At 38.0% G+C, this 25186-nt stretch carries 24 protein-coding genes, 1 riboswitch and 1 other annotated feature (1 of these 26 only partly in view); of the genes, 19 read left to right on the top strand and 5 right to left on the bottom strand.

Annotated features, from left to right (window positions below):
* Positions 1–39, top strand: a binding site (T-box leader); it begins 169 nt to the left of the window's first position.
* Between the two features lie 91 nt (positions 40–130).
* From thrS to rplT, 6 genes are all read left to right on the top strand, one after another.
* Positions 131–2095: a threonine--tRNA ligase gene (thrS, locus tag LKI_RS02465; protein WP_013102566.1), complete on the top strand. Its 1965-nt coding sequence runs from the start codon at positions 131–133 to the stop codon at positions 2093–2095.
* Positions 2096–2176: 81 nt separating this feature from the next.
* The gene (locus LKI_RS02460) at positions 2177–3550 is read left to right on the top strand and encodes an amino acid permease (protein WP_013102565.1); all 1374 of its coding nucleotides are present in this window, start codon (positions 2177–2179) and stop codon (positions 3548–3550) included.
* Positions 3551–3637: 87 nt separating this feature from the next.
* Positions 3638–4273 carry a DUF1361 domain-containing protein gene (locus LKI_RS02455; RefSeq protein ID WP_013102564.1) on the top strand — a complete coding sequence of 212 codons (636 nt, stop codon included), beginning with the start codon at positions 3638–3640 and terminating at the stop codon, positions 4271–4273.
* A 173-nt stretch (positions 4274–4446) separates the two neighbouring features.
* On the top strand, positions 4447–4986 hold the full coding sequence (gene infC, locus LKI_RS02450) for a translation initiation factor IF-3 (protein ID WP_220730313.1): 540 nt from the start codon (positions 4447–4449) through the stop codon (positions 4984–4986).
* Positions 4987–5048: 62 nt separating this feature from the next.
* A complete protein-coding gene (gene rpmI, locus LKI_RS02445) occupies positions 5049–5246 on the top strand; it encodes a 50S ribosomal protein L35 (protein WP_004900365.1) in 198 nt (65 codons plus the stop codon).
* A gap of 83 nt (positions 5247–5329) precedes the next feature.
* Positions 5330–5749, top strand: a complete 420-nt coding sequence (gene rplT / locus LKI_RS02440) for a 50S ribosomal protein L20 (protein WP_013102562.1) — start codon at positions 5330–5332, stop codon at positions 5747–5749.
* 99 nt (positions 5750–5848) lie between these two features.
* Here the strand turns inward: rplT and LKI_RS02435 are convergent, their stop codons facing one another.
* Complete coding sequence (locus tag LKI_RS02435; RefSeq protein ID WP_013102561.1) at positions 5849–6523, bottom strand: hypothetical protein; 675 nt, start codon at positions 6521–6523, stop codon at positions 5849–5851.
* Positions 6524–6732: 209 nt separating this feature from the next.
* Between LKI_RS02435 and LKI_RS02430 the strand changes: the two genes are divergently transcribed.
* The 3 genes from LKI_RS02430 to tuf all read left to right on the top strand — a co-directional run bounded on the left by LKI_RS02430 (position 6733) and on the right by tuf (position 10943).
* Positions 6733–8553 (top strand): ribonuclease J, encoded by a 1821-nt coding sequence (locus LKI_RS02430; RefSeq protein WP_013102560.1) that lies wholly within the window; start codon positions 6733–6735, stop codon positions 8551–8553.
* 109 nt (positions 8554–8662) lie between these two features.
* Positions 8663–9592, top strand: a complete 930-nt coding sequence (locus LKI_RS02425; protein ID WP_013102559.1) for a hypothetical protein — start codon at positions 8663–8665, stop codon at positions 9590–9592.
* 163 nt (positions 9593–9755) lie between these two features.
* Positions 9756–10943 (top strand): elongation factor Tu, encoded by a 1188-nt coding sequence (gene tuf / locus LKI_RS02420; protein ID WP_013102558.1) that lies wholly within the window; start codon positions 9756–9758, stop codon positions 10941–10943.
* Positions 10944–11041: 98 nt separating this feature from the next.
* Here tuf and LKI_RS10975 read toward each other — a convergent pair whose 3' ends face one another.
* Complete coding sequence (locus tag LKI_RS10975) at positions 11042–11182, bottom strand: hypothetical protein (protein ID WP_013102557.1); 141 nt, start codon at positions 11180–11182, stop codon at positions 11042–11044.
* A 138-nt stretch (positions 11183–11320) separates the two neighbouring features.
* On the opposite strand from LKI_RS10975, the gene LKI_RS02415 reads away from it, so the two are divergent.
* From LKI_RS02415 to LKI_RS02405, 3 genes are all read left to right on the top strand, one after another.
* Positions 11321–12055, top strand: coding sequence for an amino acid ABC transporter ATP-binding protein (locus tag LKI_RS02415; RefSeq protein ID WP_013102556.1), 735 nt, complete (start codon positions 11321–11323; stop codon positions 12053–12055).
* 51 nt (positions 12056–12106) lie between these two features.
* Positions 12107–12802, top strand: coding sequence for a ribose-5-phosphate isomerase RpiA (gene rpiA, locus LKI_RS02410; protein WP_013102555.1), 696 nt, complete (start codon positions 12107–12109; stop codon positions 12800–12802).
* Between the two features lie 112 nt (positions 12803–12914).
* Positions 12915–13352, top strand: a complete 438-nt coding sequence (locus LKI_RS02405; RefSeq protein ID WP_013102554.1) for a universal stress protein — start codon at positions 12915–12917, stop codon at positions 13350–13352.
* Positions 13353–13435: 83 nt separating this feature from the next.
* On the opposite strand, the gene LKI_RS02400 is transcribed toward LKI_RS02405, so the two are convergent.
* From LKI_RS02400 to LKI_RS02390, 3 genes are read right to left on the bottom strand one after another with little or no spacing between them, the layout of a single operon-like run.
* Positions 13436–14224: a peptidylprolyl isomerase gene (locus LKI_RS02400; protein WP_013102553.1), complete on the bottom strand. Its 789-nt coding sequence runs from the start codon at positions 14222–14224 to the stop codon at positions 13436–13438.
* Positions 14225–14235: 11 nt separating this feature from the next.
* Positions 14236–14757, bottom strand: coding sequence for a hypothetical protein (locus tag LKI_RS02395; protein WP_013102552.1), 522 nt, complete (start codon positions 14755–14757; stop codon positions 14236–14238).
* The gene (locus LKI_RS02390) at positions 14754–15380 is read right to left on the bottom strand and encodes a phosphatase PAP2 family protein (RefSeq protein WP_013102551.1); all 627 of its coding nucleotides are present in this window, start codon (positions 15378–15380) and stop codon (positions 14754–14756) included. Before LKI_RS02390 ends, LKI_RS02395 begins: the two co-directional genes overlap by 4 nt.
* Positions 15381–15740: 360 nt before the next feature.
* On the opposite strand from LKI_RS02390, the gene leuS reads away from it, so the two are divergent.
* The 7 genes from leuS (at position 15741) to guaB (ending at position 25178) form a co-directional block, all read left to right on the top strand.
* On the top strand, positions 15741–18152 hold the full coding sequence (gene leuS, locus LKI_RS02385) for a leucine--tRNA ligase (RefSeq protein WP_013102550.1): 2412 nt from the start codon (positions 15741–15743) through the stop codon (positions 18150–18152).
* A 66-nt stretch (positions 18153–18218) separates the two neighbouring features.
* The gene (locus LKI_RS02380) at positions 18219–20165 is read left to right on the top strand and encodes a putative polysaccharide biosynthesis protein (RefSeq protein ID WP_013102549.1); all 1947 of its coding nucleotides are present in this window, start codon (positions 18219–18221) and stop codon (positions 20163–20165) included.
* A gap of 120 nt (positions 20166–20285) precedes the next feature.
* Entirely contained in the window at positions 20286–21137 is an 852-nt protein-coding gene (locus LKI_RS02375; RefSeq protein ID WP_013102548.1) for a hypothetical protein, read from the top strand.
* Between the two features lie 3 nt (positions 21138–21140).
* Positions 21141–22058 carry a hypothetical protein gene (locus LKI_RS02370; protein WP_013102547.1) on the top strand — a complete coding sequence of 306 codons (918 nt, stop codon included), beginning with the start codon at positions 21141–21143 and terminating at the stop codon, positions 22056–22058.
* A gap of 74 nt (positions 22059–22132) precedes the next feature.
* Positions 22133–22681 (top strand): LemA family protein, encoded by a 549-nt coding sequence (locus LKI_RS02365; RefSeq protein WP_013102546.1) that lies wholly within the window; start codon positions 22133–22135, stop codon positions 22679–22681.
* A complete protein-coding gene (gene htpX / locus LKI_RS02360) occupies positions 22681–23574 on the top strand; it encodes a zinc metalloprotease HtpX (protein WP_013102545.1) in 894 nt (297 codons plus the stop codon). The genes LKI_RS02365 and htpX overlap by 1 nt, the downstream gene beginning before the upstream one ends.
* Before the next feature lie 164 nt (positions 23575–23738).
* Positions 23739–23835, top strand: a riboswitch (purine riboswitch).
* 170 nt (positions 23836–24005) lie between these two features.
* On the top strand, positions 24006–25178 hold the full coding sequence (guaB, locus tag LKI_RS02355; RefSeq protein ID WP_013102544.1) for an IMP dehydrogenase: 1173 nt from the start codon (positions 24006–24008) through the stop codon (positions 25176–25178).
* Positions 25179–25186: the final 8 nt, after the last annotated feature.

The following is a 25186-nucleotide window of genomic DNA, read 5'->3' as shown; positions in this document are numbered from 1 at the left end:
TGCTAAACTTGGGTGGTACCACGGTGAAACGTCCCTTTGAGCTTATTGGCTTAAAGGGACGTTTTTATTTTTATCAATGTCATTATTAGTCTTATTAAAAAACAATACGAGTTATGAAAGGAACATTACAATGTCAGAACTTAAGCTTACATTTCCAGACGGTGCAGTAAAAACCTTTGCCGAGGGTACAAAACCATTAGAGGTCGCTGAAAGCATTTCAAAATCGTTGGCAAAAAAATCAGTTTCGGCTAAATTAAATGGTGACTACGTGGGTATGAATGATAGCATTCAATCCTCTGGCGATTTTCAATTAATAACTACTAGTGATGATGAAGCACTATCTTTGTTACGTCATTCAGCATCACATTTATTGGCACAAGCACTCAAGCGAATACCTAAGTTTTCAAATATGCACTTTGGTGTTGGTCCTTTTATCGATAATGGCTTTTATTATGATACAGATAATGGTATAGGTAACCAAGTTTCAGTAGAAGATTTTCCTGAAATTGAAGCCATGATGCATAAAATTGTTAAAGAAGATCTGCCAATTGTTTCACGCCAAGTGACACGTGAAGAGGCATTAGAGATGTTTGCATCAGATCCGTATAAGATTGAACTAATCACAGATTTACCTGTGGATGAAAAAATAACGATTGCTATCCAAGGCGATCATGTGGAATTAGATAAAGGTGGTCTGGTTCCCTCAACCCGTTGGGTCAAAAACTTTAAGCTAACATCTGTTGCAGGTGCGTACTGGCGTGGCAAGTCATCAAATCCTATGATGCAACGTATTTATGGCATAGCGGAATGGAAACAAGCAGATGTAGATGCTGAAGTACAGCGCCGTGAAGAAGCTAAGGAACGCGACCATCGTACAATTGGTCGCGATCTGGACCTGTTCTTTACGAGTCAAGAAGTTGGTTCTGGCTTGCCAGTTTGGTTACCAAATGGTGCAACGATTCGTCGTCAAGTTGAACGTTACATTACTGATAAAGAATTAGCTAACGGTTATCAGCACGTCTACACACCAGTGCTATCAAATCTAAATTTGTATAAAACTTCTGGGCATTGGGATCATTATCGTGAAGATATGTTTCCACCAATGGATATGGGAGACGGCGAGTTCTTAGAACTACGTCCAATGAATTGCCCATCTCATATCATGGTCTTTAAACACAAGCCACGTTCGTACCGTGAATTACCAATTCGAATTGCTGAACTCGGCATGATGCATCGCTATGAAAAATCAGGTGCATTAACTGGTCTATCACGTGTTCGGGAAATGACTTTAAATGATGGTCATACTTTTGTTGAACCTGAAAAACTTGAGGAAGAGTTTAAGTCAATTTTGACGATGATGATGGAAGTCTATCGCGACTTTAACATCACTGATTATCGTTTCCGTCTATCATATCGTGATCCTAAAAACACTGAGAAATACTTTGATGATGATGAGATGTGGGAAAAGTCTCAAGCACAGCTAAAACGCGCAATGGATGACCTTAAACTGGATTATTATGAAGCAGAAGGTGAGGCCGCATTCTATGGTCCAAAGCTTGATGTTCAAACTAAAACAGCCTTGGGTGGTGAAGAAACAATGTCGACAATTCAACTTGATTTCTTATTGCCTGAACGGTTTAATCTGACATACATTGGTGCTGACGGACAAGATAATCACCGACCTGTGATGTTGCATCGTGGTATTGTTGGTACGATGGAAAGGTTTACTGCTTACTTAATCGAGATGTATAAGGGTGCCTTTCCAACGTGGTTGTCACCCTTACAAGTACAAATTATTCCGGTTAACTTAGCTGCCCATGGTGATTATGCAAACGCAGTACAAAAAGAATTACAAGCTGCTGGATTACGTGTAAATGTGGAAAAGAAAGAAGCTAAGATGGGTTATTTAATCCGTGAAGCACAAACAAACAAGGTACCATATACGTTGGTACTTGGTGATTCTGAAGTTAACGAGCAAACTGTAACAATTCGCAAATATGGTGAAGAAAAAACACAAACCGTAGCATTGGCTGATTTTAAGAATCATATTTTGGCTGATGTTGCAAATTATTCTCGCGAGACAGAGATACGTTAACAATCTGACATTGTATCTAGAAAAATTTTTAGGTTTTTGTATACGTTAAAATGCGTATATTGATAAAGGAGACAAATTTTCATGACAGAAGAAACGGAAGACAGTAATAAACCACCAAAACGTGGCTTACAAAACCGGCACGTACAACTCATAGCTATTGGTGGAACAATAGGTACCGGCTTGTTTATGGGTGCAGGAAATTCAATTCATTTTGCAGGGCCTGCTATTTTATTGGTTTATTTAATTATTGGCTTATTTATGTTCGTAATGATGCGGACAATTGGTGAGATGTTGTATTCTGATCCAAAGCAACATACGTTCATAACTTTTATTACCAGATATGCAGGTAATCGTGCTGGATTTTTCGCAAGGTGGTCATACTGGCTAACAGTTGTGTTTATGGGTATGGCAGAATTAACGGCTGTGGCAAAATATATCCAATATTGGATACCTAGCATGCCAGGCTGGTTGATTCAAATTATCATGTTGGTGGTATTAACTGGGGTTAATCTAATTGCTGTTGCGCTATACGGTGAAACGGAGTTTTGGTTTTCGATGATTAAAATTGTCGCTATTTTGGCGCTTATTGTGACTGGAATTATGATGGCTCTTACAGGCTTTAAGACACCTGTTGGTGATGTCTCATTTGGCAACGTTTTCAATCATTTTTCCTTATTTCCAAATGGTTTTGGTAACTTTATCAATGCATTTCAAATGGTTATGTTTGCCTTTGTGGGTATGGAGTTCATTGGTATGACCGCTGCCGAAACTGAAAATCCGCGTGAGGTTTTGCCAAAGGCAATCAATCAAATTCCTTGGCGTATACTATTTTTCTATCTCGGTGCGCTATTTATCATTATGACGATCTATCCCTGGCAGAAAATACCAGCTAATCAAAGCCCATTTGTGATGGTTTTCCAATTAGTTGGAATTAAGTGGGCAGCTGCATTGATAAACTTTGTCGTCTTAACAAGTGCTGCCTCAGCATTGAATTCAGTTTTGTTTAGTGCAAGTCGTAATTTCTATGCCCTGGCATTTCAGTCAAAAGCACCTTTTTTACAACCATTTCGAAAGATGTCAAAAACACAATTGCCGGTTAATGCTGTCTTATTCACATCATTGATGATTGCAATATCTGCAGTTATTTCTGTTATTCCTGCTGTGACAAATGCATTTAGTTTTGTCACTAGCGCCTCTACAGACTTGTTTTTAATGATTTACATCTTGGTGTTAATTGCTTATATTAATTATCGTAAATCAGACGATTACTTGTCAGACGGTTTTTTGGTAATTGCGCCAAAAATCGTTGTGCCATTGGCGATAATTTTCTTTATGTTTGTATATATTACGTTATTTTTTAATCCAGAATCACGAATACCAGCAATCGGTTCCACAATTTGGTTAATTGTTTTTGGTTCTATTGCTGCACGTCAACCAAAAAAAGCATTGAAATAAAATGATAAAGGCTGTTTAATCTAAAAGATTGAACAGCCTTTATTGCTTATGTTACACTATAAATACTGTAAAAAGGGGGCGTAACGTATGCATAATAAAATTTTGAATATAGCTATTGTTCATGTCATGGTATGTTTGTTTTTCGTGTTCGTTGCTATCACACCAACGCGTTTTACTTTTTTAAACTGGAATGTTTTTCTGGCGCTATTACCTTTCGATTTTGCGCTTATAGTGGCATCAACACAATTAAAGTCAATTAAAGTAATTTTCAGTGGGCTTTGGCTGCTATTTTTTCCAAATACGATGTACATGATGACCGACTTTATTCATCTTTATGCTATTGGAACGGATTTAGATCAGCCGACACAATACTTTAATTATGCTATTTTAGCGACAGGTATATTTATTGGTGTCGGGTTAGGTATCTTAAGTTTAGAGATAGAGACACGTACAATTTTTCAAAGGCACACACATATCGTTTATTTCACGATTACAGCCATTGTCTCAGTATTATCGTCATTTGGCATCTATCTTGGCCGTTATTTAAGATTAAACTCTTGGGATATATTTACCAATTTTGGCGAGGTAATGGAAAATATTATTTTCTCTCTGAGTTATCATATGATAACTTTTGTGATTTTGTTTGCTGCAGCACAATTTGCTGTTCTAGTTGTCTTTCATTACGGTATACGCTTGATTAATGTTGATCAAAAAAATGCTTGACAATGACTGCCTAATACGATAAAATTATACATGTTGAACAAGTAGAGGCGCCCGCTTCTCGCCAAGTGACAATGTTTCTTGGCAGATACAGTTATCCGTATGGATTGCAAGTGTTGAAGTGGGTGAAGATTAGGTTCTTTACTCACTTTTTTTCTGCTTAGTTCGCAAAATAAATTTGGAGGTGCCTGACAATAGCACGTCAACCACGACAAGTTGATTTAATCAACGATAATATTCGTGCACCCCGCGTATTGCTCATCCATGATGGTAAGCAGACAGAAATGTCTACGCGAGATGCACAACAAATTGCTAACGATTCAAACCAAGATTTAGTATTGGTGCAAGCTAACGCTGAACCACCGGTTGCTAAAATCATGGATTGGGGAAAAGCCAAGTTCGAAGCACAAAAGAAACAAAAAGAGCAACGTAAGAACCAAAAAATCGTTCAACTTAAAGAAGTTCGTATGTCACCGGTTATCGATTCAGGCGATTTCGAAACACGTAAGAAAGCTGCTATCAAGTTCCTTGGACAGGGGAACAAGGTTAAGCTTAATTTACGTTTCCGTGGTCGTATGATTACGCACCAAGACATCGGACGACAAGTATTAGACCGTATGGCTGCAGAACTTGACGATATTGCCAAGGTTGAGCAACGTGCCAAAATGGACGGCCGCCAAATGTTTTTGGTCTTGGCACCTAAAGATGCCAAGTAATTAAAGGTTTATCAGTTTGCTTGCAAACTTAAACAAAATCACACAGTAGGAGAATTAGTCACATGCCAAAGATGAAGACACACCGCGCATCAGCAAAGCGCTTTAAAAAGACAGCAAACGGTGGCTTGAAGTCAGCCTCAGCTTATACTTCACACCGTTTCCATGGTAAGACAAAGAAACAACGTCGCCAATTGCGTGGTACACGTATGATGGATTCAACGACTGTTAAAACATACGCTAAGATGTTGTCAAATATCTAATTCGTGTTGCGATAGTTCAGCTATCTATATTTTAGATTTAAAATTCAGTAAGTTATTTTTTAGAATTCTAGGAGGAATTACCCATGCGAGTTAAGGGTGGTACAGTTTCACGCGCACGTCGTAAAAAAATTGTTAAGTTGGCCAAGGGTTACCGTGGACAACGTCGTATTAATTTTAAGGTTGCTAAGCAACAAGTATGGAAGTCTTATTTGTATGCTTACCGTGATCGCAAGAACACGAAGCGTAACTTTCGTAAGTTATGGATTGCTCGTATCAACGCTGCAGCCCGTATGAATGGCTTGTCATATTCGAAGTTGATGCATGGTTTGACACTTGCAGGTGTAGAACTCAACCGTAAAATGTTGGCTGAGATTGCTGTAACTGATTTTGATACTTTTTCAAAGCTAGCTGACCAAGCAAAGGCTGCCTTAGCATCAGATAACGTCTTAGTACATGAACGTGTTGCTGCAACTTTGGAGACAACTGTTAAGGTTGATCGTTAATATTTAAATTAATAAAACACGTAGCTTTACGTGTTTTATTAATTTGATTTATATCTAAAAAATGGTGATCGATTAAGTCGATCACCATTTTATTTTGTGTTACTGTAAACCACTTTGAGACTTGCTACTAGCAACGAGTTTCAAATTATTAGCATCACCTGTCGGTGTGAAAACAATTGCTACTTTAGCACCACTCGTACTTTGCCATGTGGCATATAATTGGTCACTGGCGGTTAAGTATGTTGGATTACCATAAGTTGCGCGTACTTCATCGTATGTCACGGTTCCTATAGCAACAGCATCATATGTTGAAGCTGACCAATTACCAAATGTTGTGGAGGCAGCACTTGAACTATTAGACTGTTGAACTTGACCTGAAGAAACAGATTCAGAGTTAGTATCAGACGAAGAGGTTGCTGTGATGTTATTGTCTGCTGTGCTGTTGTCAGTAATTGGCGTTTGTGTGGCATCATTTGTGACTGTGTTAATGACAGAAGATACGGCGGAGCTTGCAGTTACGGGCGCTTCAGCCACACTGGTTGACTCACTGGCACTGGCTAGCGTTGTTGACGAACTAGATTTAGGATGAGATGATTTTGACTTAGCGCGTTTTGTTTTTGACGTGACAGTCGATTTGGTTTGCGCAATCTTATGTACTGATTGTTGATTATGACCTACTATGGCAAAAATAGTAAATATCACAAGTATAGCAATTAGAGTTGCGATAACGATGTTGCGTGCGCGGTGCGACTTTTTAAATGGTTTACGTTGCATAATAATTGAGTATAGACAAACAGCATCTATACATTCCTTTCCTCACATAATGATAACAGAAAAGCGTTAAAGTGTGTTAAAATAGATATAATTACGTATCGAGACAAAAAATAGGACTACCTCAGCGTTTTAGAAACCAGTAGTGTCCACTTGTTATATTTACGAAAAATGATGACTTATAGTATAAGTCTATTTATAAAGGAAAAAACATGACAGATTTGAGTATTATTCCGTTTGGCGGCGTACGCGAAAACGGTAAGAACATGTATGCCGTTACGGTGGCAGACGAGATTTTTATTTTTGATGCAGGATTAAAATACCCAGAAACAGATCAACTTGGGGTTGATGTTGTTGTACCTGATTTTGAGTATTTTATTAAAAATAGTGACAAAATTGCAGGTGTCTTTTTAACACATGGCCACGCAGATGCCATTGGCGCATTGCCCTACTTTCTTCAGCAGGTTCAAGCACCTATTTTTGGTTCCGAATTGACCATTGAATTGGCAAAATTAGCTATTAAAGAACAAGAGGCATTAAAAGATTATAACGATTACCACATTATCAACGAAAAAACAGAAATTGATTTTGGAAAAGTAACGGTGTCATTTTTTAACACAACGCATTCTATTCCAGATTCACTAGGTATCGTGTTAGGCACACCTTATGGACAAGTAGTTTATACTGGTGATTTTAAGTTTGACCAGACCTCAGATGCAGGTTACGAGACTGATATACCACGTCTTGTAGAAGTCGGACGGGGGAAAGTACTTGCGTTGTTAGCCGATGCTGCTGGTACAGGCAATGATTTAGATTCTGTTAATGAATCTAAAATTAGCGAGTATATTCTTGAAACTTTCCGAGAGAATAAACAAAAAAGAATCATTGTGGCAGCAGTTGCCTCAAATATTCAGCGTATTCAACAAGTTATTGATGCCACTGTAGCGACAAAACGACAACTTGTTTTATCTGGTAATGATATCGAAAATGTCGTTCGAACAGCTATTCGTTTACGTAAACTCAATTTACCAATTCCTGAAAGTAAGCTATTTGTTAACTTGAAAAATGCTAAAAATTTGCCCATCTCAGAGACTGTTATCCTTGAAACTGGACGTATGGGAGAACCGATTAAGCATTTAAATCGTATGGCTAACGGAGAAGATCCATATATTCATATCGGTGTAGATGATCTGGTGTTTATTACAACGACACCATCAACAGCAATGGAAAGTGTTGTTGCTAAAACGCGTGATATGCTCTTTAAAAGAGGTGCAGATGTTAAACAAATAAGTAGTGATTTGCGTTCTAGTGGACATGCATCACGTAATGATTTACAGATGATGATCAATCTGTTAAAACCGCAGTATTTTATGCCCGTTCAAGGTGAATATCGTGTTATGACGTCTGCCAAAGCTGCTGCTGAAGAAGTTCATATTGTGGAAGATCACATCATGATGGCCATGAAAGGGGATCAATTCAAATGGCAAAGCGATCATTTTGAATTGCAAGACTCCTTTACTGTTGGCGAAACACTGATTGATGGTTCAGGTATTGGCGATATTGGTAATGTTGTTTTGAGAGATCGTCGAATTTTGTCAGAAGACGGTATTTTTGTGTCTGTTGTCACGATTGATCGTAAGAAACGACAAGTTGTTTCTAAACCAAAATTGACATCTCGCGGGTTTGTTTATGTTAAGGCAAACCGTGATTTGATGAAGGAAGCTTCTGAAATAACGGTGAAACAGATTGAAACTTACCTTACCACAACTAAAAACTTTGATTGGAACGAACTGAAAAATGGTGTGCGCGAGGTTCTGTCACGCTTTTTGTTTGAGCAAACACGTCGACGCCCTATGGTTATGCCAGTTGTTATGGAAGTGAATCAAAACCGTCGTCCTATGGCACATAAATCTGTGCAGACAGGGGCGCAAACACGTACACGTCAAGTTGTAAAAAATGAAAAAAGCAACTCAATTACAACAAAATCATCAAAAAAACGCGGTAAAAAAACGATTGTAAAAGCTGCAGAATAACTTTAGACGAACTCAGTTAATGTTAGTTTATCAAAAAGGGTTTTTAATATGAACCTAGAAAGGTAATGCGCTAATGTCTTGATTGTTTTGACATTATCACAAATATTTTATGACCTCAGACAATAATGTAACACCTGAAATAAAAGCAATGATTACACGGGCGCATACTGAAATGGCGCAAGAAAATTGGCATGATGCATCGGAAACCTTAGGGAAATTGTATAGTTCGGTAGCTACGTATGAAGTGAATTATAGGTTAGTGACGGCACTATTTATGGATGAACAATACCAATTAGCCTCGTCTTATGCTGATGATTTTCTAATGAATTATCTGGAAGAAGAAAACGATTTTCGAATGATCGTTGCGTTAGCGGTTCAAAATCAAAGCTTTGTTTACGCACAACAATTAGCCATGCTATGGGATAATTTAGATACGAGGCAGACTGTACTTCAAGAAATAAGGGATGCTGAAATTCGCGCAGAATCAGCTATGTCAGCCACATTTCAAACGATAGCGCGACAATTTTATCACTTGAGTGACTATAGTGTTATTGAGCAGCGGGATAGATATGAATCTGCTAGGCATCTACCTGTGGCTCAGTTTATTGTTGGCGCTAAATATCTATTAGTAGACCCTTATGCAACGCCTATTATTCGAGCTACCTTACTTGAAGATCTTCAAAAATTACGTTTATCAGAAGAAGTTGCGTACCGTTGGTTAGATGATGAATTGTATACAATTCATCTGAATGATTTACCAATACTAACAAACCTCAAAATATTTGAAGATATTGCTGATTTACTCGATGAAAAGCTAGAAAATGATGATCCAATTGCAATGGACATGTTGGCACAGCAAGTTCGATTTGAATTAACCTTACTCTACCCACGTGTAGAAGAGGTTGTAACAGATCCTGAGAGCTGGGTTGAATCAAGCATTGATCGTTATTACCAACGTTCAAACTTGACTGAAATGGCAACACAGAAGAAATGGCATCAAAAAGTCAGAACTTTGACTGAGAATTTCTTTGAAAATTAGTATAGAAAACGGTTTACATTTTCTTAATAATTCGGTATAATAATTTTTGGCTTCAAGAGCCAGAAAAACGCAATTAACTGTTGTCTTTTGATGGCTTGCGTTGTAAAATAAATATATAAACATTTTTCAGTAATCTGTAAAATGAATTTTGGAGGAAACTACATTGGCTAAGGAAACTTACGTTCGCACTAAGCCCCACGTTAATATCGGTACTATTGGACACGTCGATCACGGAAAGACGACTTTGACAGCCGCAATCTCAAAGGTATTGGCTGAAAAGCAAGGTATCGTAGCTACTGATTTTGCTGAAATCGATAACGCGCCTGAAGAAAAAGAACGTGGTATCACGATCAACACTTCACACATCGAATATGAAACAGAAGCACGTCACTATGCTCATATCGACGCCCCTGGCCACGCCGATTATGTTAAAAACATGATCACTGGTGCTGCACAAATGGATGGTGCCATCTTAGTTGTTGCTGCAACTGATGGTCCTATGCCACAAACACGTGAACATATCTTGTTGGCACGTCAAGTTGGTGTTGACTACCTTGTTGTGTTCTTGAACAAGACTGATTTAGTTGATGATGAAGAATTAGTTGAATTAGTTGAAATGGAAGTTCGTGAATTGTTGTCAGAATATGACTTCCCAGGTGACGATATTCCAGTTCTTAAGGGTTCAGCTTTGAAGGCTCTTGAAGGTGATCCTGAACAAGTTAAGGTTATCGAAGAATTGATGGATACTGTTGATTCATACATTCCAGAACCAAAGCGTGAAACTGACAAGCCATTCTTGATGCCTGTCGAAGACGTCTTCACAATTACTGGTCGTGGTACAGTTGCATCTGGTCGTGTTGACCGTGGTGTATTGACTACTGGAACAGAAGTTGAAATTGTTGGTTTGAAAGAAGCTATTCAAAAGACTACTGTTACTGGTATCGAAATGTTCCGTAAGACATTGGAAGAAGCACAAGCTGGTGATAACATCGGTGCACTTCTTCGTGGTGTTGATCGTAACGAAATTGAACGTGGTCAAGTTTTGGCAAAGCCAGGTTCAATTAAGACACATAAGAAGTTTAAGGCTGAAGTCTATGTCCTTTCTAAGGAAGAAGGCGGACGTCACACACCATTCTTTACTAACTACCGTCCACAATTCTACTTCCATACAACTGATGTTACAGGTGTTGTTGAATTGCCAGCAGGTGTAGAAATGGTTATGCCTGGTGATCAAGTGACATTCGAAATTGAATTGATCTCACCAGTTGCTATTGAACAAGGATTGAAGTTTACTGTTCGTGAAGGTGGTCATACTGTTGGTGCCGGAACTGTTACAGAAATCGAAGATTAATTTTATAATTGTTTTTACGAAAGCACGCTTTTGCGTGTTTTTTTTGTGGTTTAAGTACAATGAAAAACGCATGGTCAACACCATGCGTCAATTATATTTTATTTTAGGTTTGATTTCTCATCTGTGTTACGTCCTAGTGCAGAAGCTCGTGCTTCTGCACTAGCATCATCATTAGGTAATGAGATAAGATCATCTAAAGAGTTTACAAGTTGCTCTTCGCGATTAACAATTTTTGCCATACACAGTCTCCTTTATTTCAGTATAACGCAATTTATATGCAATAATATACAGTTATTCAAAAAAATAATGTATATAATAAGCATAAGATAGAATTTACTGTATAATTAAAGTTAGATATAAAAGGGAGTAATAGAACAATGACTGAATTATTGACTGTAAGTAACTTAAAAAAGCAATATGGCTCTAAACTTATTTTTGATCACATTAATACGCAAGTAAAGCAAGGTGAGGTAGTTGCTATATTAGGCCCTTCAGGCGCTGGAAAGTCGACTTTTTTGCGTGCTATTAACTTATTAGATGCACCAACCAGCGGTCAGGTTATATTTGAAGGTAATGAACTAACAAATCTTGGTGAGAAGCAGTTAGATACATTACGCGAAAAAATGGGGATGGTATTTCAAAGCTTTAATTTATTTCCTAACTTGTCTGTCATTGAAAATGTGAAATTAGCGCCTATGAAAGTTAAAAAGGTATCTAATAATGATGCCACTGAGTTGGCAAAAAAATTGTTAACACAAGTTGGTTTAGCTGATAAATATGATGTTTACCCATCTAGTTTATCAGGTGGGCAACAACAGCGTGTGGCAATAGCCAGAGCGCTTGCTATGTCACCTGATGTCTTACTGTTTGATGAACCAACAAGTGCATTGGATCCTGAAATGGTTGGTGAGGTGTTGGGAGTTATGAAAAAGTTGGCAGAGGATGGCATGACAATGTTGGTTGTTACGCATGAAATGGGCTTTGCACGTGAGGTAGCTGATACAATCTGGTTTATGGCTGATGGTAGTGTGCAAGAAATTTCAAAACCTGAAGACTTTTTCACGTCACCACAAACAGACCGTGCAAAAGATTTTTTGAATAAAATATTGTAATAGTTAAATTTCGTGCGCATAAGTTCGCGATTTTTTTGTTATGATAAAGATATGGAAAATATTAGTTTAGAGAAAAAGCATGCAGCGGTAGCGGCATCACAGTTAATCAAAAATGGTATGACGGTTGGTTTAGGTACTGGATCAACAGTTAATTATTTTTTGGATGCGCTTGCAACACGTATACGACAAGAAAATTTAAAAATTGTTGGTGTAACAACGTCTTTTAAAACAGCGAATAGAGCCGAATCGTTGGGTATCACCATCATTGATATTGATGATGCACCAGCGATTGATTTAACAGTAGACGGTGCAGATGAAGTAGATAATCGTATGAATGGCATTAAGGGGGGCGGGGCAGCCTTTTTAATGGAAAAAATTGTTGCTCATAATTCAAACCGTGTTGTTTGGATTATAGATAGTCAAAAACGACATCAACAATTAGGACGTTTTCCCTTGCCAGTAGAGATTGTTCCTTTTGGTAGTGGTAAATTAATTGCTGATTTTAAAAAACGTCATTTACATCCAGTCTTAAGACAACAAGACGGGAAAACTGTTGTTACGGATATGGGTCATTTTATCGTTGACTTGGTATTAAATAGAATCGATCAACCTTATCAATTGGGGCAGTATTTAGATAGTAGGATTGGTGTAGTTGAACACGGATTATTTTTAGGTGTTGCAGATGAAATTATTATTGGTACGTCTTCTGGCGTAAGACAATTAAAACGTGATGCGTTACAGAAATAAATGTAACTTAATTTAAAAGCGCTTACATTTATTATTAAGAAGCGGTATAATAGATTTGTAATAAGATAAGTGAAGGAGCGTGTCGCGCAGATTGCGCAACATAACAAATAATATGGCATACAAAAATATTTTGGTAGCAGTGGATGGATCAAAAGTATCAAACTTATTGATCAAACGTGTACATGAATTTGCACCAGAAGCACACATGGATATTTTGATTGTTGTGGATACGAGCGGTGGCTATTTTGGTACTGTTGTTATGAATGCGGATATTGTTTATCAAATGGAGCAAGATGCTGAAGATATGATCAACGAAGCATATGCCTACGCGAAGGCTATAGGTCATGCTAATACGGATATTCACGTACGTTTTGGAACTCCTAAACAAGTAATCGCACGTGATTTTCCAAAGGACCATAAGAATGATATGATTGTAGTTGGCGAAACGGGTCTAAGTCGTTTACAGCGTGCAATGGCAGGTACTGTACCATCATTTGTTACACAAACGTCGGCTGTTGATGTATTAATTATGCGGACATCAGAAAAATAGTTTTCGCAATACAAAAGAGATGTTAAACTCACCCTCAATTTTTGAGCTTAGTTTAACATCTCTTTTGTATTACTTTGATTATATCATTTAGCTTCTTTTAAGATTTTGATGCTGATAATTTTGACTGGTTTAACTGGGGTAGAACCTTCGCCACCAGTTTTTACTTTTGCAGTTGCAATTTTATCAACGGATGCCATGCCAGAAATGACTTGTCCAAATACAGTATAGCTGCCATCAAGTGAGGGGTTTCCACCCTTTTGATAAGCATCAACTATTTTTTTAGGGTAATTATTTGTGTCTAACTGTTGTGTTTGATTTTTTACATTTTGATTAATGAAAAACTGTGATCCGTTAGTATTTGGACCAGAATTAGCCATTGTCAACGCACCACGTATGTTATACAAAGATGAGCTAATTTCATCTTTAAAGCCATGACCACTATCAATGCTGTTATTTTTATCGTACCATATTGAGTGTCCACCGCTACCATTGCCCTTAGGATCACCACCTTGAATCATGAAGTCAGCGATAACTCGGTGGAATATCGTGTTATTGTAATAATTTTGCTTAGCATGTGTTAGAAAGTTTTCCACTGCTAAAGGTGCATACTGGTTAAATAATTTCACTGTTATATCGCCATCTGTTGTTGTGATTTTAACTTCACTTTCATTAGATGCCACTTGGGTGTCTAATTGAGGCAAGGGAACTTTGTCTAAATTAGGATCTTTTTTTGTTTGAGAAGGCGTGCTAGTACTGGCATCACTTGTAGGTGTTTGGTTAGCGTGTGATGTTAGTATCACAATACCAATGATAAGGATTATTAAGATTGTACCCATAGCTGTAAGTATGATATATTGTTTTTTCTTATTCATGCTGGCATCCTTTAAATTCTTTCGATGAGATAGGTTTGTGTTGTATTTGTTTTATAATTTGCTTGTTGAAAATCGGCTGTTAATAAGCTTTGAGAATAGACTGACCAGTTTTCAGGCACATCATCGAATTTAATAATTAATAGACCACCGTGTGTTAAACGAGGGATAACACGATCAATTTGATCGAGATAATCATCTGGTCGGTCATGACTATTTTCAGAATCACTAGAATAATCAAATATGACAATGCGTGCTTGATTTTGAAGGCCAAGCTCAGCAATAAATTGGCGGTCTATCGTTTTACTCAGTAAAGTAACACGTTCTGATAAGCCGCTCATGAAAAGCGAAGCTGCCGTTGCGTTAGCGTTGTCTTTTGTTGTTGTATAGCTAATTACTCGACCGGTGTTGCCAACACGTGTCGCCAAAAATCGTGTATTAATACCATTTGCGGTTGTAGCATCTACAACGATGTCACCCACGTGGACTGCTTGTTCAATTAATTGGTGAATAAAAGTTTGCGTTGTAGGGATCATGTTTGTTCTCCAATATTAAAAATGTAGTGGGATAACATCAGTAGACTGTAACCAAGTGCTAAGCCGGCTAAAATATCGCTAGGATAGTGGACATTAATGTAGATTCGGCTGACTGGAATGATAACAATTAGGCTTAGAAAAAGAAATTGCATGCTATTCTTAAGCCAAGTATTTGTGATATAAAGTCGAACGAAAATAATGATTGTGCCGTAGAGTAGTATCGATACCATTGTGTGTCCAGACGGAAAGCTGTAACCATATTCGGGTATCAGTTGTGCTGAAGGACGTGGATTTTTAATGGTGTATTTTACTAATTGTGTCATTAATCCAGCAGAAATAGCAATATTTACGATTAAAAAAAGGAACAAACGGTATTGGCGTTGGGAAATAAGGAACGCAGAGAGTAAAAGCGTTACAAATGATGTAAATGTGACGCTTCCTAGTTGTGTGATGTTAGTAAAGAAAGTATCTGCAATAGGTGAACGTTTTTGGATTAATTGTTGGCCAAAATGGTTTACTGTATCAATCCATTCTGACTGAAGAAAAACACCTAACGCAAGTCCTAGAAAAATACTAAAAGCAATTGACGCACATAAGAGTTGTAATTTTTGTTTATTGAGCATAATATATAGTATACCTGATTTTAATAAAACGTGATATAATTAGGTCATTATATTTGGCAGTAGTACATGGTGAGGGGTATTAGAAAATAAACGGGAATGCAAGTTTATCAATCAACCCGTGGAACTCGGCGAAATTGTTTGAAAGTGAAATCAGAGTAGTTTTCGACGTGTTGTCGCGATAAGACAGATGAGACGTATTTTTGGTACGTGAACATAGGTGGTACCGCGATAATTCGCCCTATGTCATACTTTTAGTGTGACGTAGAGCGAACTTTTTTAATTTTAATTATCAAAATAATGAGGAGGAAGTGCTGTTTAGATCAGTGAAACTTATGATCCTGATAGTACTAAACGATTAGTATGGCATACGAGCATCAAAAAATCGAAACAAAATGGCAAAAGTATTGGGATGAATATCAAACTTTTGCAACAAGTGACGAGACAAATAAACCAAAGTATTATGCTGTGGACATGTTTCCATATCCATCAGGTCAAGGCTTACATGTTGGGCATCCCGAAGGCTACACGGCAACTGATATTATGAGTCGGTTTAAACGAACACAAGGATTTAATGTACTGCATCCAATGGGTTGGGATGCTTTTGGTTTGCCAGCAGAACAATATGCTCTGAAAACAGGACACAATCCCGCTGACTTTACGAGTCAAAACGTTGCACATTTTCGTGAGCAAATCAAATCTTTGGGCTTGTCGTATGATTGGAATCGTGAAATTAATACGACCGACCCTAAATTTTATAAATGGACACAATGGATTTTTGAGAAGTTGTACGAAAAAGGTTTAGCTTATGAGTCAAATATGATGGTTAATTGGGACCCGATTGATCGTGTTGTTTTGGCTAATGAGGAAGTCATTGATGGTAAGTCGGAGCGTTCCGGTAATAAGGTTGAACGTAAAGCTTTACGTCAATGGGTTTTGAAAATAACAGCTTACGCAGATCGTTTGGTTGATGACTTAGATGATCTAGACTGGCCAGAGGCGATTAAAGAGCAACAACGGCATTGGATTGGCCGTTCAAAAGGTGCTGCGGTATTTTTCAAAGTCGCTAATACTGATAAGCAGATTGAAGTCTATACAACGCGACCTGATACATTATTTGGTGCGTCATATATGGTTTTAGCACCAGAACATACTTTAGTTGATGATATTGTGACTGATGCTCAAAAACAAGCTGTAGCAAATTATCGTGCAGACATTGCGGCGAAGTCTGATTTGGAACGCACCGATTTAAATAAAGATAAAACAGGTGTTTTTACAGGCGCATATGGGATTAATCCCATTAATGGTGAAAAGTTACCAATTTGGATTGCTGATTATGTTTTGGCGTCATATGGTACAGGCGCAATTATGGCAGTTCCTGCACACGACACACGTGACTTTGATTTTGCGAAAAAGTTTGATTTGAATATTAAGCCAGTGATAGCTGGTGGGGACAGCACAAAAGAAGCCTATATGGGTGATGGAACACATATTAATTCTGGTTTCTTAGATGGCTTGGATAAAGCTTCAGCTATTGATCAGACTATATCGTGGCTAGAATCACATCAAGCTGGGCATGCCCAGACTAACTTCCGATTACGTGATTGGATCTTTTCGCGTCAACGTTACTGGGGTGAACCAATTCCAGTTATTCATTGGGAAGATGGCACAACCTCTTTAGTTCCTGAAAAAGAATTACCACTTTTATTGCCACGTGCAACGGAGCTAAGACCGTCAGGTAGTGGTGAGTCACCACTTGCTAACTTGACTGATTGGCTAGAAGTGACACGTGAGGACGGTGTTAAGGGGCGTCGTGAAACAAATACGATGCCACAGTGGGCAGGTTCATCGTGGTATTTCTTACGCTATATTGATCCCCATAATGATGAAGTATTAGCAGATTCAGACAAACTAAAGTATTGGATGAATGTTGACCTGTACGTTGGCGGTGCAGAACATGCTGTGTTACACTTATTGTACGCTCGTTTTTGGCACAAATTCTTGTATGATTTAGGTGTTGTACCAACAAAAGAACCGTTCCAAAAGTTAGTCAATCAAGGAATGATTTTAGGCGCAAACCACGAAAAAATGTCAAAATCAAAGGGTAATGTTGTCAATCCAGATGATATTGTTGCGGCTTTTGGTGCAGATACGTTACGTGTCTATGAAATGTTCATGGGACCTTTAACACAGAATAAACCATGGTCTGAAGAAGGCATCACAGGATCGCGGCGTTGGCTTGATCGTGTTTGGCGTTTGTTAATTGATGACAACGATCGTCTACGCGACCACGTGACGACTTATAATCCAGGTGATCTAGACAAAATCTATAATCAAACAGTTAAAAAAGTGACTGAAGATTTAGAAAACATGCGTTTTAATACTGCCATTTCTCAAATGATGGTGTTTGTTAATGAGGCTTATAAATCAGACGCACTACCACTTGATTATATGAATGGCTTTATCCAATTGTTAGCACCGTTTGCACCTCATTTAGCTGAAGAACTGTGGGTTCGTCTGGGAAATGAGGCATCAATATCATATGTTACTTGGCCAACGTACGACCAAGCGCAACTTGTTGATGACACGGTTGAAATTATTTTCCAAGTCAATGGTAAGGTACGTGGTAAGGCAACTGTTACACGTGATATTGATAAAGATAGTATGATTGCTTCTGCAAAATTAGATGATAATGTTCAGAATTTTATTGCTGGAAAGACAGTTCGTAAGATTATTGCCATTCCAGGAAAGTTTGTTAATATTGTCGTTGGATAAAATTAATCTTTAAAGGACTAATAAGCTGGTGTATGCCAGCGTACATAAGTTAAGAGGAGTACACAAATGGCGGGTGAACAACATCCAGATGATCTGAAAATGCGTGGACAACATGTCGACAAAGTTAATGTTGACGGTCAAATATTAAGTGCAGAGGAAATACTAGCACGAGCACGGCAACGCGTACAGCAGAAGCAGCAGATGCAACCGGAGCAAGATAATCGTGCTCAAGAACCAAGCGCTCAACAAATTGCAGTAATTAAAGCAAAAAATGAAAGGTCTCGTCAAAAAATAGGCCAGAAAAAGCCAAACTTGAAGCAGAAATCGATATCCGATCCCTTTGACGCAGATGTGTTACCCAAAAATGAGGCATCATCTGAGCAGGTGAAGAATGATTCACAAGCAACATTAGTAAAGGGTTCTGCTTGGTTATCAGCTGGTAACATGTTATCGCGCATTTTAGGCGCTGTTTATATTGTACCTTGGATGGCATTATTAGGATCTAACTCCAATCGTGCCAATGGTTTGTTTACGCAAGGGTACACGATATATGCTATATTTTTAGCTATTGCTACATTTGGTGTCCCTTCGGCAATATCAAAATTGGTGGCCGAGTATAATGCACGTCAAAATGTTTATCAATCGCGCCAGTTAATCCGTCAATCAATGTGGCTAGGTGTATTTTTAGGAATTGTATTTGGTACTGCTATTTACGTGCTTACGCCAGTGCTTTCCATGGGCAATGCTAATTTTGTACCTGTTTTGCATTCGTTAGCACCAGCAGTGGCAATTTTCCCAGTTATGTCAATGCTTCGTGGTGTGTTTCAAGGTTACCAACTAATGAGTATTTCAGCGTTGTCTCAAGTTGTGGAACAAATTGCACGTGTTATTTATATGTTGGTCACTGCAGTGATTATTTTAAAAGCTAATCCAGGTAATTGGAGCGGCGTTGTTGTGCAATCTACTTTTGCTGCGTTTATTGGTGCCATATTTAGTATGCTCGTGCTGATCTGGGGTTGGCTAAGGTATCGTCATGTCTTTCTATCAAGTGCTCTACCTCAAGTTGCGCCAGAGGAACAAACGCCAACGTTGCGGTTGATTTTTAATATTTTAAAAGAATCATGGCCATTTATTATCATTGGTTCAGCGATCACTTTGTTCCAGCTAGTTGACCAATATACTTATTTTGACATTATGGCACATTTTTTCGCTAATACGAACGCGCAATTACAAACACAATTTGCGTTATTTAGTGCTAATCCAAATAAACTGATCATGATTATTGTGCCTTTTTCAACGAGTATAGCGGCAACAATATTACCTATGTTGTCAGGTAAAAAAGCAACACTGACACGTGAAAACATTCAAGAACAATTGAAGCAGGTTATTAAATTGTTTGCGCTTGTGATGTTGCCAAGCACACTTGGCATGTTTGCAATTGCTGGACCGCTTTATAAAATGTTTTATCCAATCGATGTTTCAAACCAAGAAGGTATTTATTTGTTACAATACTCAACAATACTGGCTATTGCTTTTAGTCTATTTATGTTATTAGCGTTTGTGCTACAAGCTTTGTCGGAAGTATCTATTGTGATAAAATCTTTTGTGTTTGGTATGTTAGTTAAAATAGCTTTACAGGTACCATTAGTTCGTTATTTTGAAGGCATGGGCGCTTTAATGGCTAGCATGGTTGGTATGGCAATAGCAATTGCGTACATGTTAGACTTCTTAAAAAAAGCCTATGGCGTATCGCTTACATCAGTCGAGAAGGAATTATGGCAGTTGTTTATTGGTGCTGTGATTATGGCGATTATAGCTTACTTAGTTGTGTTTATATTTGGGAATTTTGTTTTCCCAGTTGATACAAAAATATCTGTTACGATTACATCATTACTGAGTGCCGGTGTGGGTGGTATTGTCGTGATCTTGTTATACTTACGTATGGGATTTGGGGATGACTTATTAGGTAGCAAAATAAGTTATGTACCACAAAAATTACGACCAAAGCGATGATTAATCATCGCTTTTTCTGTCTTTTTAAATGAAGTAGATAAAGAATAGTTAATAGGGTATGCTTATTTCCAAAGTTGGTGTATGCTAAAAATAAGTTTTGTGCTAAATGGAGATGCAGATATGACAAATCAAGATACACAAACAATATTGAATCCAGAACTTGTGAATCAGCTCGATAAAAAAATTCTATATTTGAATCAACTACAATCAGCGATTACAGGTAATCGGTCATTACAGGTTTATCAATTACTTGATTCAAAAAAATTTGAACAACTGATTTTAAAAATCAGCGATTCAAGTCCTAATAATCAACAAGCTTTTTTGGTTTCTGATATACAACAAGACATTGCGACATATTTAGCACCTGAGTTACTGTCCTATATCGTGACACAATTTGATTTTTTGACATATGAGGCCGTGGTAGATGAGCCAGAAAGTTATCGTATCTATATTGGTGATTGGTGGGATCATCGTCAATTAGGCACACTAAATATACTTTCAGTCACTTTAAAAGTAGATAATATTTTGATATCAGAGTTAACAACTACCTCTGAACTACCTAAAGGAGAAACACTTAATCAGTCAAAAATTGCCGAATTAACTCAAATTATAACAGGGCTAAAGGTGTTTTTAGATGACGATACAAAACGATCACTTGAACTTAAAGTTATTGAAGACCAATTAGAAGAGATTACAGCAAATAAGTCGGGATTATTTGGTCGTTCTGATAAAGCGACACGGGAAGCACTAACTAAAAAACGTGATTTGTTAGTGGCAACACAGAAGCGGGTACCTGAAGTACAACAAAAATTGATCGACCAACAGGAGGAATTATTAGTACTCGAAAAAGAAGATGCCTTACGTCATCTGGAATTACAAGCCATTTTAGAACAGTATGAAGATGTCGCAACCTTTACAGCACAGTTAGATAATATATATGTCACGTATATGACACATTTAGGTCAAAAATAGCGTATGGATGATTTTAATATACAAAACTATAGTGAGCAATTAAAAAAAGATTTGAATTTGTTTGAGGGTTGGCAATCACTTATTAAAGCATTGGACCAAACACAGAGCATGGCAGAATCACTAGATATTTTGCAGAAAATTTTGGCTTTTGATAGTCATCAGTCGCAGATGGTTCGTATTGCCAATGATTATTGGTTTCCAAGTACACATTGGGTTACCATAGCGTTTGCAAAATTTGCAACATGGGCATCTTTATCGCAAACTGATGTGTCCTTACCTAATGGACAAAAAGTGGTTGAATTACATTTTTCAGAGTGGCCTAATGCCTCATTTCGTTTTATGAAAGCCCCCCTTGCTGCAGGTGGTTATTATTTAGAAGAAACGGCACAAAATTTAAGAGTACTCTATTGGGATATCGCTCAGAAACGTTTTTATCTCGATACACAACAATTTGCCAAACTCGTGCAAACAGACGCCATTCAATTAGCTGGTGTTAATGCCTTAGCTAGCTTCCAAAAAAGGTTAACGGCAATCGCTGCGCAATTTTCAGAAGAATCTTATGATTTAATGTTGCCAGGATTATCACAGTTTGAACAAACCAACCTAAAAATGAGTCAAGAAGGCTTATCAAACAGCTTGTTGGATAGCTTGTTTGTTGAAGCAGTTAAACAGCAATTTATTTTAAAACGCATCAAAGATGAGGTCATAGGGGTTGAAATTGAAATCGGAGAGATCAGGTTACAATTGACGCAACATTCCACAAACAATGGTCATGAACAGTGGACATATGATATTATAGATAGTAACAAAGCGGTTACCATCTATACTTTATTTCAGCAGTTGCCATTTTTTTATCAATGGTACGATGATCATTTCAAAATGGTTGGCTTAAAGGATAAGCGGGAGGTCTTTGTTGATTAGGTGCCTGACAACATCTAATGAACACCAAAATGTCGAGAAAATTAAGGGTTAATAAAAGAAAGTAGGCAAAACATATGGCATTAATTATTATTGTCGTGGTAGTCGTAATCGTGGCGATTATTTGGATTAGCATTTACAACAGCTTGGTCAAGTATCGTATGCAAACACAAGAATCGTGGAGTCAAATTGACGTACAATTGAAGCGTCGAAATGATTTAATTCCAAACCTTGTGAACACAGTTAAAGGTTATGCTGACTTCGAAAAGTCAACGCTACAAGCGGTCACAGATGCAAGAACACATGTGAATAGTGCGAAGGGACCAGCTGAAACAATGGCTGCTTCTGATCAACTAACAGGTGCGTTGACACACCTGTTTGCCGTTGCAGAAGCGTATCCAGATTTAAAGGCTAGTGCTAACTTTACAAAGTTACAAGAAGAATTAACAAACACAGAGAACAAAATTGCCTATTCACGTCAATTATTTAACACAACAACTGCAGGATATAATACGAAATTACAATCATTTCCTAGTAATATTATTGCTGGCGTGCACCATTTTAAGCCAAGTGAATTTATTGCTGTACCGGAAAATGAAAAGGAAGTACCAACGGTTAAATTTTAATGTTATTTGAACAAATACAATCAAATAAGCGTCGAACGATTGTGCTATTGGTTGGCTTCCTTATTTTAGTGGGCATTGTTGGCGCTGCAGTAGGTTATTTATTACTTGGCTCTTTGGAGTATGGGGTTATTGGTGCTTTAATTATCGGTGGTGTCTACACTTTTATTATGATTAGTAATTCAACAAATGTTGTGATGGCAATGAATCATGGTAAAGAAATTACACAGGCAGATCAAGCACCGGAATTGTGGCATACCGTTGAGGATATGGCTATGGTTGCGCAGGTACCTATGCCACGCGTATTTGTGATTCAGGATGCAAGTCCAAATGCGTTTGCAACTGGAAATAGTCCTAAAAACGCAGCCGTTGCTGCAACAACTGGGTTGCTGGAAATAATGGATCGTCATGAACTAGAAGGTGTGATTGGTCATGAAATAAGCCATGTCCGAAATTATGATATTCGTATTTCGACCATTGCATTAGCGTTAATGGCGGCTATTACACTGTTAACAAATCTCGGTAGTAATTGGTGGTTTTTTGGTGGTGGGAATCGCAATCGTAATGATCGAGATAATAATAGTGGCGGGCTACAAGTTGTTTTGTTGATTTTTTCAATTTTAGTCATGGCACTGGCACCATTACTTGCAGGTGTCATTCAAATGGCTATTTCACGCAATCGTGAGTATCTTGCGGATGCGGGTAGTGTTGAGTTAACCAGAAATCCACAAGAACTGATTTCTGCGTTACGTAAGCTAGGGTCGGCAAAACCAATGGCTGATGTCGATCCATCGTCAGCTGCCTTATATATTAGTAATCCTCTAAAAAAGAAAACCCACTTATTTGAGACACATCCACCGATTGAAGAACGTATTTTACGTTTAGAAAAAATGTAAAGTTAAGCCAGACAGTTAATGTCTGGCTTTTTATATGATTATTGTGTCTAGCTCGCGTGTGTTTTAGATGCAGTAGATAATAATTCATGTGAGTCATTGTTATGATTTTAAACTAAATAATTAAGGGTTGATTTTTCTCATAAAAACCGTTAAAGTTATACCAACAACTAAATCATTTGTTTGCAGATATATCGCTGGAAAATGGCCAGCAGTTTCTACCACGTCCCAAAAGTCGTGACTATTCGCAAATGTCAGAAAATATCAAAGTGATATTATTCGTGCATTTGTGGATCTGTGTATCCCAGATGCTTTTTTTGTACCAAAAATGATATGACGGCGGATCTGTTGACAATGGTGTTAACAAAAAGGCTACTAGACAACAAGTATGGCACAATAAAACAATGTTCATACGTTTAATAATGGAGGATCTCATGCAAAAATTTTTCATAGATGATGAAAAACCTAAGTTTAGCTCGCGCAATAAATTTGCAAAAATGGGCTTAACATTTGACGATGTCAAGTTAGTACATGACCAAATTGATCATGTTGAAAATAATGAGTTACACGTTGAAACAGTGCTCACACCAACTTTGAAATTGAAGTTACCATTACTCTCAGCTGCGATGGATACAGTGACGGAATCACGTTTTGCCATAGAGTTGGCTAAGCTTGGCGGCTTGGGTGTCGTTCATAAAAATATGACCATTGCAGAGCAAGCAGATGAGATTAAGACCGTTAAGACAGCTACATGGGATGCTGATAATTACCCGAATGCTGCAGTGGATGAACAAGGACGTTTGTTAGTCGCAGGCGCAGTAGGTGTAACTTCTGATACTGTTAAGCGTGTGGCAGCTATGGTTGCGACAGGTGTTGATGCAATTGTTTTGGATTCTGCACATGGTCATTCTGAAGGTGTGTTACGTAAGGTGTCAGAAGTACGGGAAGCATTTCCAGATTTAAATATTATTGCTGGTAATATTGCAACAACCGATGGCGCGGCAGCATTATATGATGCTGGTGCTGACGTTGTTAAAATAGGTATTGGACCGGGATCAATTTGCACAACGCGTGTTGTTGCAGGTATTGGTGTACCACAAATTTCAGCTGTTCGTGATGCAGCTAAAGAAGCTGCTCGCCGTGGTAAAACAATTATTGCTGATGGTGGCGCTAAGACACCAGAGGATATCGTTAAAGCGCTTGCTGCTGGTGGTAATGCAGTGATGTTAGGTTCGATGTTTTCTGGCACAGAAGAAACACCAGGCGTTATTTTTGAAGATCAAGGAAAAAAGTACAAGACATATCGTGGTATGGGATCAATCGCTGCCATGGAAGCAGGGTCTAAGGATCGTTACTTCCAAGGTGAGGTTAATGAAGCCAAAAAAATGGTACCAGAAGGTATTGAAGCACGAGTTGCATATAAGGGTGCTTTGGTTGATGTTTTGAACATCATCATGACACAAGTCCGTCATGATATGGTTGAAATAGGTGCCAAAACAATTACAGATCTCGTATCAAAAGATTATATTGTACGCGATATCAATGTGGTTGATTACGAGGCCGAGCTATCCAAAGACAAGCAACCAGTTATCATACCAACCTTTTAATGTTAAAA

It is taken from the genome of Leuconostoc kimchii IMSNU 11154, from assembly GCF_000092505.1.
GTDB classification, from domain to species: domain Bacteria; phylum Bacillota; class Bacilli; order Lactobacillales; family Lactobacillaceae; genus Leuconostoc; species Leuconostoc kimchii.
The sequence above is the reverse complement of the archived record's forward strand: the minus strand, read 5'-3'. Positions and strand labels throughout refer to the sequence as shown.

Excerpts from the sequence above, each read along its gene's own strand:
- LKI_RS02455 (WP_013102564.1), top strand. The coding sequence starts at position 3,638 with ATGCATAATAAAATTTTGAATATAGCTATTGTTCATGTCATGGTATGT.
- LKI_RS02390 (WP_013102551.1), bottom strand. The coding sequence starts at position 15,380 with ATGCTCAATAAACAAAAATTACAACTCTTATGTGCGTCAATTGCTTTT.
- rpiA (WP_013102555.1), top strand. The coding sequence starts at position 12,107 with ATGGAAAATATTAGTTTAGAGAAAAAGCATGCAGCGGTAGCGGCATCA.
- rpmI (WP_004900365.1), top strand. The coding sequence starts at position 5,049 with ATGCCAAAGATGAAGACACACCGCGCATCAGCAAAGCGCTTTAAAAAG.
- LKI_RS02425 (WP_013102559.1), top strand. The coding sequence starts at position 8,663 with ATGACCTCAGACAATAATGTAACACCTGAAATAAAAGCAATGATTACA.
- LKI_RS02365 (WP_013102546.1), top strand. The coding sequence starts at position 22,133 with ATGGCATTAATTATTATTGTCGTGGTAGTCGTAATCGTGGCGATTATT.
- LKI_RS02430 (WP_013102560.1), top strand. The coding sequence starts at position 6,733 with ATGACAGATTTGAGTATTATTCCGTTTGGCGGCGTACGCGAAAACGGT.
- LKI_RS02460 (WP_013102565.1), top strand. The coding sequence starts at position 2,177 with ATGACAGAAGAAACGGAAGACAGTAATAAACCACCAAAACGTGGCTTA.
- LKI_RS02380 (WP_013102549.1), top strand. The coding sequence starts at position 18,219 with ATGGCGGGTGAACAACATCCAGATGATCTGAAAATGCGTGGACAACAT.
- LKI_RS10975 (WP_013102557.1), bottom strand. The coding sequence starts at position 11,182 with ATGGCAAAAATTGTTAATCGCGAAGAGCAACTTGTAAACTCTTTAGAT.
- leuS (WP_013102550.1), top strand. The coding sequence starts at position 15,741 with ATGGCATACGAGCATCAAAAAATCGAAACAAAATGGCAAAAGTATTGG.
- guaB (WP_013102544.1), top strand. The coding sequence starts at position 24,006 with ATGCAAAAATTTTTCATAGATGATGAAAAACCTAAGTTTAGCTCGCGC.
- LKI_RS02435 (WP_013102561.1), bottom strand. The coding sequence starts at position 6,523 with ATGCAACGTAAACCATTTAAAAAGTCGCACCGCGCACGCAACATCGTT.
- htpX (WP_013102545.1), top strand. The coding sequence starts at position 22,681 with ATGTTATTTGAACAAATACAATCAAATAAGCGTCGAACGATTGTGCTA.
- LKI_RS02400 (WP_013102553.1), bottom strand. The coding sequence starts at position 14,224 with ATGAATAAGAAAAAACAATATATCATACTTACAGCTATGGGTACAATC.
- thrS (WP_013102566.1), top strand. The coding sequence starts at position 131 with ATGTCAGAACTTAAGCTTACATTTCCAGACGGTGCAGTAAAAACCTTT.
- LKI_RS02415 (WP_013102556.1), top strand. The coding sequence starts at position 11,321 with ATGACTGAATTATTGACTGTAAGTAACTTAAAAAAGCAATATGGCTCT.
- LKI_RS02370 (WP_013102547.1), top strand. The coding sequence starts at position 21,141 with ATGGATGATTTTAATATACAAAACTATAGTGAGCAATTAAAAAAAGAT.
- rplT (WP_013102562.1), top strand. The coding sequence starts at position 5,330 with ATGCGAGTTAAGGGTGGTACAGTTTCACGCGCACGTCGTAAAAAAATT.
- LKI_RS02405 (WP_013102554.1), top strand. The coding sequence starts at position 12,915 with ATGGCATACAAAAATATTTTGGTAGCAGTGGATGGATCAAAAGTATCA.
- LKI_RS02395 (WP_013102552.1), bottom strand. The coding sequence starts at position 14,757 with ATGATCCCTACAACGCAAACTTTTATTCACCAATTAATTGAACAAGCA.
- LKI_RS02375 (WP_013102548.1), top strand. The coding sequence starts at position 20,286 with ATGACAAATCAAGATACACAAACAATATTGAATCCAGAACTTGTGAAT.